The organism is Paenibacillus sp. MCAF9 (genome assembly GCF_052114265.1).
Taxonomy (GTDB): domain Bacteria; phylum Bacillota; class Bacilli; order Paenibacillales; family Paenibacillaceae; genus Pristimantibacillus.
Genome location: NZ_JBFREL010000056.1, coordinates 1 through 12,047 on the forward strand (window position 1 = coordinate 1; position 12,047 = coordinate 12,047).

12 protein-coding genes are annotated in these 12,047 nt (G+C 43.4%); 4 read left to right on the forward strand and 8 right to left on the reverse strand.

Going from position 1 to position 12,047, the window contains the following annotated elements:
• Nucleotides 1-506: 506 nt before the first annotated feature.
• From AB4Z45_RS32435 to AB4Z45_RS32450, 4 genes are all read right to left on the reverse strand, one after another.
• Entirely contained in the window at nucleotides 507-1,178 is a 672-nt protein-coding gene (locus AB4Z45_RS32435; protein WP_441913748.1) for a hypothetical protein, read from the reverse strand.
• A gap of 272 nt (nucleotides 1,179-1,450) precedes the next feature.
• A complete protein-coding gene (locus tag AB4Z45_RS32440; protein WP_441913750.1) occupies nucleotides 1,451-1,630 on the reverse strand; it encodes an S-layer homology domain-containing protein in 180 nt (59 codons plus the stop codon).
• Entirely contained in the window at nucleotides 1,605-3,074 is a 1,470-nt protein-coding gene (locus tag AB4Z45_RS32445; protein ID WP_441913752.1) for an S-layer homology domain-containing protein, read from the reverse strand. The genes AB4Z45_RS32440 and AB4Z45_RS32445 overlap by 26 nt, the downstream gene beginning before the upstream one ends.
• The gene (locus tag AB4Z45_RS32450) at nucleotides 3,056-4,081 is read right to left on the reverse strand and encodes an outer membrane protein assembly factor BamB family protein (protein ID WP_441913754.1); all 1,026 of its coding nucleotides are present in this window, start codon (nucleotides 4,079-4,081) and stop codon (nucleotides 3,056-3,058) included. The genes AB4Z45_RS32445 and AB4Z45_RS32450 overlap by 19 nt, the downstream gene beginning before the upstream one ends.
• Before the next feature lie 582 nt (nucleotides 4,082-4,663).
• Here AB4Z45_RS32450 and AB4Z45_RS32455 point away from each other — a divergent pair.
• Nucleotides 4,664-4,879: a PspC domain-containing protein gene (locus AB4Z45_RS32455; protein ID WP_076271803.1), complete on the forward strand. Its 216-nt coding sequence runs from the start codon at nucleotides 4,664-4,666 to the stop codon at nucleotides 4,877-4,879.
• Between the two features lie 62 nt (nucleotides 4,880-4,941).
• Nucleotides 4,942-5,604 carry a PspA/IM30 family protein gene (locus AB4Z45_RS32460; protein ID WP_076271804.1) on the forward strand — a complete coding sequence of 221 codons (663 nt, stop codon included), beginning with the start codon at nucleotides 4,942-4,944 and terminating at the stop codon, nucleotides 5,602-5,604.
• Nucleotides 5,605-5,681: 77 nt separating this feature from the next.
• On the opposite strand, the gene AB4Z45_RS32465 is transcribed toward AB4Z45_RS32460, so the two are convergent.
• From AB4Z45_RS32465 to AB4Z45_RS32475, 3 genes are all read right to left on the reverse strand, one after another.
• A complete protein-coding gene (locus AB4Z45_RS32465; protein ID WP_339207419.1) occupies nucleotides 5,682-5,864 on the reverse strand; it encodes a hypothetical protein in 183 nt (60 codons plus the stop codon).
• A gap of 185 nt (nucleotides 5,865-6,049) precedes the next feature.
• Nucleotides 6,050-7,801, reverse strand: coding sequence for a sensor histidine kinase (locus AB4Z45_RS32470; protein WP_441913757.1), 1,752 nt, complete (start codon nucleotides 7,799-7,801; stop codon nucleotides 6,050-6,052).
• The gene (locus AB4Z45_RS32475; RefSeq protein ID WP_441913759.1) at nucleotides 7,798-8,556 is read right to left on the reverse strand and encodes a response regulator; all 759 of its coding nucleotides are present in this window, start codon (nucleotides 8,554-8,556) and stop codon (nucleotides 7,798-7,800) included. Before AB4Z45_RS32475 ends, AB4Z45_RS32470 begins: the two co-directional genes overlap by 4 nt.
• Before the next feature lie 193 nt (nucleotides 8,557-8,749).
• Here AB4Z45_RS32475 and AB4Z45_RS32480 point away from each other — a divergent pair, with 193 nt between their 5' ends.
• Together AB4Z45_RS32480 and AB4Z45_RS32485 are read left to right on the forward strand one after the other, a co-directional pair.
• Nucleotides 8,750-9,778 (forward strand): peptidoglycan DD-metalloendopeptidase family protein, encoded by a 1,029-nt coding sequence (locus AB4Z45_RS32480; RefSeq protein WP_441913761.1) that lies wholly within the window; start codon nucleotides 8,750-8,752, stop codon nucleotides 9,776-9,778.
• Nucleotides 9,779-9,798: 20 nt separating this feature from the next.
• Nucleotides 9,799-10,275, forward strand: coding sequence for a small multi-drug export protein (locus AB4Z45_RS32485; protein ID WP_441913763.1), 477 nt, complete (start codon nucleotides 9,799-9,801; stop codon nucleotides 10,273-10,275).
• Between the two features lie 62 nt (nucleotides 10,276-10,337).
• Here the strand turns inward: AB4Z45_RS32485 and AB4Z45_RS32490 are convergent.
• On the reverse strand, nucleotides 10,338-12,047 hold a 1,710-nt coding region (locus AB4Z45_RS32490), incomplete at its 5' end, for an S-layer homology domain-containing protein (RefSeq protein ID WP_441913765.1).

Below are 12,047 nucleotides of genomic sequence, written 5' to 3' on the forward strand. Positions count from 1 at the left end.
GATGAAAAGTGGTCCGTCGGCAAGAAATATATTGAAATGACAGTGTACCATGAATGGCGTAAGAAAAAACCAAAAACAACGCAAGAACCTACTCTTGATGAGTAGGCTTTCTGTTCGAGGATTTTACACACAACTTTGGACTTGACCCCAATCAGCTCAAATTGATGCACTTTTGCACCTATTTACGTCATTTCCACCCCATTTATTGAAAATAGATGCACTTTTGCACTTATTCAAACTTTTCGCGCCGTGCAAGCACACTTCACTCACACTACGTGCACAATCCAAATTCACACCCTACTCACACTACATTCACAATCCATATACACCATTTCAATCCCGCTGTATCTACAAAGTTGCATGCAATTAAATCACACTCCACATACAATTCGCATACAATCCAGTCACACTCCACATACATACAAGTCGCATCTACAAATGCACACGTTAACACATATTCAGCCTTCACTTCTAATTCCTCTCTTACCTACTTCCACTCCTAGTACCTAAATAAAAGGATAAAAAGCCGAGCGTATTAGCTCATAGCTGACAATACGAATGCCTTTTCCAGATACAACTGGACGCAGCTTGCCAACGTCACACAGCCTTTTCAAATATTTGACTGCTGTGCGGCGATTAATATGAAACTCTTTCATCACATCGGCTGGGCGAATGTTCTTGTTCGACCTAAACGCATAATGCAATAACTCACGCTCATAGCGTGTCATGTTTTGCTCTTGTGTGTGTGTCACCAAATAAGGAGCCAGCAGCGACTGCAGCAAAGACACAATAAGTTGTGGCTTTTCCTCCAACTCGTCATAAGGTATGGACACGACGCGGTATCCAAGCACTTGCAGAAATGTCTCCCGATTTAATTCCCGTCGGTATCGAATTCGATCGGTATTCTGAACATGAGGTCCATAACCCTTTATTTCGAAAGCGAACCTCGTCGCTTCCCGCTGCCAAACTAAATCAATATAAAACGGATTCCCACGCCAATCCACGACTTCATACTCCGGATGCAGATGCTCCAAACTCCCCATCATCGGCCACCAGACTTGCTTCAAAAACAAATGTTCACCATGCCCATGTCCCCGCTGAAGCCTGCTCTTGTGCTCTCTCTTACTTGCACGCAAATGTTTTTTCAACCATTTCTCATGTTCTTCAGCAAATTCCATATTTCATCCTCCTCAAAATGAAAAAACGTCCTTGGCTCCTCTTGTACAGAGGAAAACCAGGGACGTTCTACGTCACACTTCTTTATTCAACTTTTTATAATATGTCATACTATGACGTTCGACGTCACACTTTTTTTATTTACCTTTTTATAAGATGTCAGCCTATGACGTTCTACGTCACAACTATCTTATTCAATTTTTCAAATACGTCAGCCTAGGACATTAATACCACATCTAAAGCTGTTTCCCTTTTTCACACTCTCTCTAACTTGTTACATTCGTGCCAGTAGAGCAGCTGCCTCTGCACGAGTCAAAGTCGCGAGCGGCTTGAAGCTTCCATCCTTATAGCCAGTAATAATACCGGAATCTATTATTGCGCCCACCAGCCCAAGGTTTGATGCTTGTATGGATGATTTGTCAGAAATCTTAGCTAAGCCGTCCGTTTTTTTCAATCAACTTTAGTGCTTTTGCTGTCCATACCGCTACCTCTTCTCTTGTAATCGGCTGTTCCGGCTTGAAGCGATTTCCATAGCTTGAAGCATCAATCCAGCCTTGTGCGACAGCCGCTTCAATAAAAGGCCTAGACCAGCGCGTGCTGGGGACGTCAAGAAATGACAGGTTTTCTGCTTGCGAAGAGACTTTCAATTTCTTCGCAAGCATAGCTAGAAACTGCTCCCTCGTTACCTGAGCTGCAGGACGATAGGTTCCATCAGGAAAACCGTCAACAACGCCTGCTGCAGCAAGTTCCTCAACAGCTCCTTTTGCCCAGTGCAGCTTCAAATCGGAAAATAAAAGTCCAGAAGTATGTTTAACCTCAATATCAGAGAAGGTTAATTCACCAGCTGAATCGATAACTGCTACTTGTAAGTTGTTGCTAATTTTACTTACTGCCGTCTTTTCTCCTGCAATAGGGAGCTGCCATTTCAGCTTGCCTGCTAAATCATACGATGCAAGGGAATGTCGTCCTAAATCAGATAAAGTAAGAAGCCATTCAGTCTGCTGCTGATTAATGCTATTGGATTCGAGATAACTTTTTACGTTAATAAAACGGACAAGCTCTTCTCCCTCCGTCACGCCAATACCCTCGCCAGGTTTAAATATAACGAGCTTTTCTCGGCTTAGAAATGGTCCTGTATAGGCGTATACCTTCAAATTTTTCTTCCATTTCGATTTTCCGTCTTTATCAACTGCTTCTACGGAGCCTTGTGAGCTGCCTGTAGCAATGGTGCCATCCTGAAGCAGCAAAGGTTTATAAAATGTATTATCTGACGCGCCAAGCTCATACTTCCAGCGTATGCTGCCAGATGAAGCATTAATAGCATATAGCGTGCCATGTCTACGAATTTGTACTATTCCTGAAGGAATAGTAGCACTCTCACCAACCCACTCATCTGCCGTAGTGATAACATATAAAGTGTCTCCAGTATCATTTAAAGTTGGCTCAAAATGTGTGATCTCTCCGCTCAAGGATATCGACCAAAGCCGAGTATCTGAAACATTTGATGCTTCAAGATAACTGGTAGCGCTTCGTTTGTTTCCATCCCTTACCATATTATTATTTGTGAAGCCTGAGTATCTATTACCGGAACGATCCCAGCCAAGCATAGTATTGCGCTGATTAGCTGCCACCATATTATGAAGAACCTGCTTGCCGCTGCTTGGATCAAATGCTGTAAGCAAACCGCTATTCGTTCCTACAAAAAGCCGTCCATCCGGTCCAATTGCAGGCCTCGCCCATACCTGCTCCTTCAAATCGTATTGCCACTGTAGCTTTCCTTCCAAGCTGACAGCTGCTACCTTCCCTTGACTGCTAAGTGCATAAACCGTACCATCATCCGAGATGAGGGGAGCCTGGTATACCTCATTAATACTGCTATTCAGTGTAGGCAGCGACACTCCCCATTTACATTAGTATCTTCGTCGATTTGCAGCTTCCATATCAATTTTCCTTGCGTATCAAATTTAGAAATGACGGCATCTCTCGTTACGATATAAGCGTTTTGTTGATCATCAAAAACAATAGGAGCGTAAGTCCTTGCACTTAACGAATAGCTTTGTTTCACAGCTCCCTCGCTGATCACTTTAACCTCACCTGGACTTCTGTCCTGATTAAGCTGTGAACTACCCGATTGATCTCCTTTTTTCGAAGCCTCTAAATATACGATTAAATTGCCTTGCTTGTCCGTCATTGGGGTATTATAAGATGATCCATACAAATTGACTTTCCAGCGCGATGAGCCGCTAGCATTTAATTCCTCAGCATAAGATGTAGATTCTAAGCTTAGCTTACCCTCAACTAATTTAGTATCTAGGTTATAAGATGTAATAAAAACCTTATCCTCTAAAGTGCCTGCGTGCTTTACCAAATTTCTAATACTGGTTCGTTCCATTGCTTTCGTGCCATCCGTGCGCAAGGCAAGCAGCAGCTCCCTTGATCTGACTTGAATATAGATTAAGCCGTTACGTTGAACGACAACCTTTTGAAAGCTTGAATAGGTTGTTTCATACTCCCATTTTTTCACGCCATCTTTGTTGAATGCATATAAATTCCCTCTTGAGCCGACATAAAGGGTCCCGTCTGCTCCTATTTCGAGCTGACCTTCCCTTTCTGAAGAAGTAACATCCATAGGACTAACATCAGCAGTCCACAGCTGCTTGCCAGCAGAGCTAAAAGCATAAACCTTCCCTTGCTGAGATAGGATGTACACCGTGCCGTCCTCACCGATGGCCGGATTCGCAGCTGCACCTCCCTTGATACTTTCGCTCCATCGCTCTGCTAAATAGGAAGCAGCAGGTTTAGCCTCATTCGCTTGGACAGAGGACGAAGCGCCTATGCTTGGAAGGAGCAGTGTAAAAACGATCAGCAAGCAAATTCCGATTTTATAATAAAACCATCTGTTCATGTTGGTCCCATCTCCCATTTATACTAATTATTATCTCTCAAATCTAAATTTATAATAGTAGATTGGTTGAATAGAGTAAAGGAATTTAGCAGCCTCTCTCGCTCAAGAAGGCGGTAAACAATAACCAACTAAGTCCTTATTCAGGATTCTCAGCCAGCAATTACGGTTCCGACTGATTACACAGCAGAGGGTTTGCCTGCAGGAATAGAATTTCTAAGCTGCTCCATTAAAGAAGCAAAGCTTCTACAGATTAGCTACGGAATGAACATGTAACCCACAACCATAATTCTCTGGTTTAACAACAACGTGATCATCCCGATAAAGCTGCCCAAAGGTCTACTGACTCTCGGGCAGATTTTTTTATGGATTTACATCTACAACTGAGACCACCACCCAATCCCAATTGTAATTTCCAATAAAGAACAGCCTATAACTGCTATAAGAATAGCCGCAGCCCCGTCGCCCGTCGCAGACAGTCCCCGCCTAAAGCCTAGCACCGAAATGGCCCGAGGACCGTTACGAAACAATCTTCCAGAGACTACAATAAGGACATAGATGAGCTACACGAAAGGATGACTGTATATGAAAAAATTATTTCGATCAACGACAGACAGCAAGCTGACAGGTCTATGCGGAGGCATCGGACAATGGCTCGGCATTGATTCCACTATTGTTAGATTGTTAGTTGTCATTGCGGCGTTCTTCAGCTTCGGAACGGTTATACTCGCATATTTTATAGCTACCCTCTTTATCCCAAAAGCAATTAACAACGACTTTCGATTTGCCGATCACTATTAGATCAAATAAACGAATGAAAATGAAAATAAAACCAAACATAAAATTTTAAGGAGAGATTATCAATGGGAATTTTACAACGAGTAGTTAGTATGACAAAGGCAGCAGCAAATGAAATGTTGGACAAGATGGAAAATCCGGTCATGATGCTTAATCATTATTTGAGAGATTTGGATGAGGAAATTGCCAAAACTGAGCATGCGTTGGCACAGCAGCAAGCACAGGATCGTATGCTGCAATCTAAACTAAGTGAATTCAACGGTCAAGTAAGCTATTACGAGGGTAAAGCAGAGCAAGCGGCAGTTGAGGAACGTGAAGCAGAAGCACGTACGGCGCTTGAAGCGAAGCTGCTGTATCTAGAACAAGCTGAAGAAACGGCAAGACTGCAGCAGCTAGCAAAGCAAGCGGTACTTGACCTCGGTTATCGCATTGAGGCATTGAAAGAAGAGAAAACACGGCTGCAAGGAAAACGCGCTGAGCTCATTACTCGCGTGCAGCAGACAACTGCAACCTCTACCGGCTATTCCAACTCCCTTCATGGAAGCTCCGCTTCACAAGGGTTCGATCGGATTGAACAGAAGGTGATGGAATTAGAAGCACAACGTGAGCTTACAAAAGGTTCATACAACAGCTTACATGCTGGCGCATATGGTTCCGATCAGCAGCTCGAGCAGCGCAAAGCTCGTGTGGATGAAGAACTTAAACGGCTTCAAACTAAAAAAGCCTAAGTACAACTTAAAGCGGCGGGCAAGACGTATAGTAACGTCATTGACCGCCGCTTTATTCGTTAGAATATTATTTTAAATTAGGATGAAGAAGAGCCAATAAATTGAAATACGCCAATTGCGATCAGTAGAACGACGAATATCAGGATGAACCACAGTACAAACTTAAGAGCGTTAGAAGAATTCGATTTACGTTGAAGTTTTTCCTCAACGTTAACTAATCGTTCTTTAAGCTCCTGTATTTCTTTTTCCTGTTGCTGCATTCTTACCCCTCCCTGGCAAATAATCTCGATTGACAAGAATATGTTTTCTTTACATTTTTCATTCTTTTGTAGATTAAAAAAAACACTAGATCATCAATATATCATGATCTAGCGTTTTTTTTCATTTATTTACTAATTTTACAGCGGTTCTTTAACTGTTGTTTGTTCGATGAAAGTCGATGTTGTCAGCTCCATATTAACAAAATCGTCGTCCCTTCACCCGGTGTTGTTTTCACCGTAATCCTGCCACCCATAGCTTCAATCAGTCCCTTCGATATAGCCATGCCAAGTCCAGAACCGTTGGTGGTGGATGCGGTATCCGTGCCGCGATAATAACGCTCAAAAAGCCGATTTAATGTAACTTCATCCATACCATCGCCATCATCGGTGAATTTTATCGTAATTCCGCCACCTTCTTCAGTCGCCAGAAGCGATACCGTCAAAACGGTATCAGGCGGGTTATGAAGCAGCGAATTAGCAGTTAAATTATTAACTACCCTCTCAAGCCAAGGTGTATATAATTGGACCCAAACATCATCTTGCGCAGCATGAAATACAATGCGCTGTTTTCCATAAGCAGGATCGGCCGCAGCCTGCTGAAGCGCTTCATAAAGCCAGGCGTTCAGTTCAACCTTCATCGTCTCAGGAGGAAGAATTCCCGACCTCAATCGGTAAGTCATAGCAAGATCGCTGATCAACATATCCATATGAGCCGATTTTTCCAGCATCGTCGCAGAAAATTTACGTACCTCCTCCTGAGACCAATCATATGCCGGCTCCGCTAATAAATGGGCATAACCAGTTATAGAGGATAACGGCGTCTTCAAATCATGGGTAACGCCAGCAATCCATTCTTCTCTCAGGCTTTCCGTTTGCTCCCGCATCGCTTGCTCTCTCTTCAAGGCATTGGATAGCTTTTCAATAGAAACCATCACATCAGCAAAAACACGATACCTTCGCCGCCATTTCCCTGCTGAAGTTCGGCTTCGATGAAGACCTCTACGATCAACAGGTTCTTCATACACGGTTTTCCCTATTGAATCGAGCCATACAAGCATGTGCAGCATCGGGGCGCCAAAACGATGGGCTTGCCATAATGAGAGGAGTACGAACAAGACCAGTAAGGAGATAAACAAGAAAATGGACCCAATAATGACTACCTGTGCTTCCTCCGGTATCCACTTCTTTTTGCCCGAGTCTCCCGCTACAGTATTCGGCTCTCCGACAAGCCAGGTGTTTCCAGTTTCCGCATCATGCGAGGTTGCTATCCGGTAACCGTATCTTTCACCATACAATGTGCGAAGCGAAAGTTCCGGAACGGAGTATAGGGAAGGCACCGCATCGGGCTTGTTATAGGAGACCAATTCCATGCCTGCCGAATCGATCAGTTGAACAAAAGCATGAGCCGATCTTATTTTTCCTGATAAGGCATCTGGAAGGACTAATTTCTTATCAGACACAATGAATTCCACTTCATTTAATTGTTCCAAAATAGGCTCTATTACTTTTGGAGCCCCATAGACCATTGTGAATTTCTTCCCATCCTTCTGCTGTATCCATAGCGCAATCTGGTAAGGAAATGCGCTCTTCCCCATCCAGTGTTCCACTAATTCACCTGGTCCGTATTGGTTAGGAACATCTTTGGGCGTATTATAAGCACTTGCAACTTTTCCATTCTCATCTAGGCTTTGCAGCCAGCCATTGTTTTTCTTCACCTGTCTCAGCAAGCTGGGTGCAAACGTAATGCCGTTCTTGCCAAGCTTTGAGGATTCTACCATCTGTTCTAACCCTACACTGGCAAAATCACGTGTAATGTTAATCTCGCTAAACCGCTGCAGCATCCAATAAAAGGTTAGCGCAGCTATGAGAAGAACGATCATTCCTGCTATTGCGAGTTGAAGAACGAACTTTAGTGTTAGTTGTCGCTTAATATTCATGGCATAGTAAGCTCCTGCTGATCCGCTTTAACTAGTTTGTAGCCCATACCTCTGACGTTAACGATAAATTTTGGGTTAGACGGATCAGCTTCAATTCTTTCTCTTATCCGATGAATATGGACCATGACCGTATTGTCATCACTGAAGGCTTCTTCACCCCAAACCTTCTCATACAGCTCGCTTTTACTGAATATTCGATTAGGGTTTTTGCATAGAAAAAGCAGCAGCTGAAACACAAGCGCAGGACATGAAACAGCCTGTCCTTCAATAAATAGTTCACCTGCTGTCTCATCTAATTTAAACCGGCCGTAATCAAAAACGTTAGATTTTCGATTGTGAGAATCTTCTGAGGTATTTTTTAAGGCATCCGTATCCGTTGACGAACTAAAGTACCGCCGCAGCTGCGCCCTTATGCGGGCTACCACTTCCAGCGGATTAAATGGTTTGGTAATGTAGTCATCTCCGCCAATCGCAAACCCTGTCAGCTTGTCGAAATCCGATGTTCTCGCGGTTAGAAATAAAATTGGCGCGTTCGTCGTTTGACGGATAAAAGGACATATTTCAATTCCGCTGCGCCCTGGCAGCATCACATCCAGTACAATTAAATCGTATTTTTTAGCTTCACAAGCTTCAATGGCTTCTTCACCCGATTGCACGGTATCAATATTCATGTAGCCTTCCTTGCGCAATACCGTCTGCAAAAGCTCCAGTAGCGCTTGCTCATCATCAACGAGCAAAATCGATGCATGGTTCATTCGTGCCAGCTCCTTCCGCCAACTGATGTTTATATCATCATAGCATGATTTTTTTCACTTTAAATCATTCTAATCTTAAGGGAAGCTTAATTCGTCTCCATTCACCCTTCTTAAAGTTAAGAGTGCGTTAATGATGGGTTTCATAAGAGCTAAGACTCTGCTGCTACAATGGTACTATCGGGAGGCGATGAAAATGAAAAAAGGAGCAACGAAATATATATATGGTACAGCAATGACTGCAAAATCGGCATTAGCCGCAGGTTCACTAGCTATACTTCTAGCCGCTTGCAGCGGAGGAAATTCAGCAGTGACCACCAACACAGGAGCTGTGCAAACAATGAACCCCACTGAGACGACGAACCAATTACTTAGGCCAGACGACCTGCCAAAGGCACTGCTGGACGGCAAGTATAAGGAAATTTATGCCCGTTTTAATCAGCCTTTAAAAGATGCGGTAAGCGAAGCAGATTTTGAAAAGACGGGTGAGGAGTTTACGAATGGTATCCATAGCTTCGAGAAATCCTCTACTATACAGCTTAATGGTTACGACCGGCGCATATGGGTGAGTGACGAGGGGAATAAGGGGCTTCTTGGAATGTTTGATTCTGACGGAGTCATTACATCAATTCAAGTTCAGGAACTAACTTCCTCACCTGAAACCGATTCGAAGCTGAGCAAAAATAAATATGCTTTACCTTTTGAAGGCGACTGGTTTGTATTTTGGGGCGGTGAGAATGTTCTTGTGAATTATCATTATGAACTAGAGATTCAGCGGTACGCCTATGATTTTATCCAAACAAAGGATCATTTTTCCTATAAAGGTGACCCGCTCAAAAATGAAAGCTATTATGCCTTCGAGAAAGAAATCATTGCTCCAGCGGACGGTACAGTCATATCGGTAGTGAATGATATTATAGATAATGCGCCTGTTGGGGTAATGAATCCGAATCAACCTGCTGGGAATAATGTCGTCATTGATCACGGTGGAGAATACAGCCATCTGGCACATCTGAGGAAAGGCTCTGCAACAGTTAAGCCAGGAGACAAGGTCAAAAAAGGCGACGTCATCGGTCTGACCGGCAATTCAGGCAACAGCAGTGAGCCCCATTTGCATTTTCAGCTATCAGACGGACCCGATCTATTCACTTCTCGATCCATCAATGTGACTTGGGAAAATGCGATGAAGCCGACTCAAGGCGAAACCATTTCCTCAGCTAATTAAATAATAACTGGAGGAACATTATGATTGAATGGATTCAGCAAACGGATGGGATATGGCCATATATTGTTTTATTTTTACTCGCAGCAGCGCCGTGGTTGGATGTATTTCTAGTCGTACCGCTTGGCATCGTAGCAGGATTATCGCCAGTAGCAGTAGCCATTATCGGCTTTGCAGGCAACTTTCTTTTGGTACTGCTTCTGGGCCTGTTTTTCAAACAATTTTCGAAGTGGAATACGAATCGGAAATTGAAAAAGGGCATTACCACAATATCAAAAAAGGAGACTCGAGCAAGGCGAATTTGGGAGCGTTACGGCCTTCCCGGACTTGCCCTGCTGGCTCCCCTTATTGTGGGCACCGACATCGCGGCTTTATTAGCTTTGTCATTAGGCTCCTCGCGAAAACGCGTCATTCAATGGATGGCAGTCAGCCTTGCCGTATGGACCATTATAATGGCGCTCGGCTCTGTTTATGGATTCAGCTATATGAAAATAATTTAAAAAAGGGTTATCTCACATTGGTGTATTCACCTTTGTAAGATAACCCTTTAGTATTTAGTCTTTTAAATCAAATTAGATTTTTTAAGAAGTCTTTGGATGATCACAGCCACTTCTGCTCTCGTGATTTCATTTTTTGGAGCAAGCACAGTGCTGCTTCTGCCTGAAAAGATCTCCACTTGCAAGCAATCGAGGATGCTGCTCTTCGCCCACTCGGATGCGGCATTCGCATCTTTATAAGGAAGCAGCAATTCTCCAGCTTCACTTGCTGCAAGACTAGGTTTCAAGCCGGTGATTTTCATTGCTTTTGCAATGATCGCCATGGCTTGCTCTCTCGTTATTTTGTTCATAGGACGGAAGGTTCCATCTTCATATCCATTAATAAGACCATTTGAAAATGCGGTTTGAATATAGCTGCTATACCATTCATTTTTGTTCACATCCGAGAATGACGATGAACTTGTCTCCAATTTCAAACCTAATCCCCGAACGATAATAGCAGCAAACTCCGCACGAGTAATCGATTTATTTGGATTAAACATTTCATTGCCGACACCTGTTATTACCATTCGTGAACCCATATCATTCACAGCTTCTTTTGCCCAATGCCGCTCTACATCCTTAAATGCAAGTGGATGCCAGACAATGGTGTACGTGCTGTTCGTTAAGCTGTTCACTACGGCATAATACTTGTCATTCTTAACGACAAGTTTAGTTGGAACATGACGAACTGATCCATTTGGTTCGACCACGATCCCTGTCGTTATTCGGTTAGAATCAATGCCATTTGGAATAGCTATCATTCTTTCTACATACGCATCGAATTTAGAAACTTCAATCGTTTTTCCATCATACGAAGCTCGCACTGTAAAATTAAGCGGTGGAACAACCATCTCAAACTGGCCTTTAACTGCTGCACTTTCCACCATTTTTATGGTATCTGCTAATGGCTTGGCAATCTCTATCTCGAGCTTGAGGTCTTGAAGATTTAATTTTTTTCCAAAAAGCTTAGTCAGTGCATCAATGCTGATCTGTGAAGCAGGTATTGTATACGTAAATTGATCATGTTGAAGGACTAATGTAGCTTGCTTCTGTTCCAAATCAGAAATGATTTGCCCATTTATCTGTGAAGCATAAACATCTGAGCTGCCTTTTAACGGAATCGTAATGACAGCATGCTGATCCTCAGACTCCAATCTGTTCTTAAGCTTATTCGGATCCACGATAATGGTTGTGACCTTTTGGTTATTCACAATTTCTGTAGTCGCTTTACCTGCGTATTCAATTTTACCGTTCACCAGCACTTCAACATCGGTTTCGTCCGTTTTTGGCGGATTTGGCTGTGAAGGTTCAATTGAATAAGTTGTTACCGTTACTACGTTCGAGTCGCCAGCATTCGCTCCACCTGTTACAACTAGACGGAAGTCATATCCCGTTGCGGCGGACAAACCTGTTACCGTTGCTGTTGTTGCATTTGTCGCAAGTGTTCCAGTTGTCGCTGTTGTCCACGTATTTGCATCTGTTGGTGATTGCTCAACTTTAATGTTTGTTGCGCCCGTTGCTGCGCTCCAAGTGAACGTTGCGCTTGTTCCCGTTTTGCTTGCACTCGCGAAGTCTGTAAGTGCGATCGGGTTTGTCGTCACCGTTACTACGTTAGAGTCGCCAGCATTTGCTCCGCCTGTTACAACTAGGCGGAAATCATAACCTGTCGCTGCCGATAAGCCTGTTACCGTTGCTGTTGTTGCATTTGTGGCAAGCGTTCCAGTTGTCGCTGT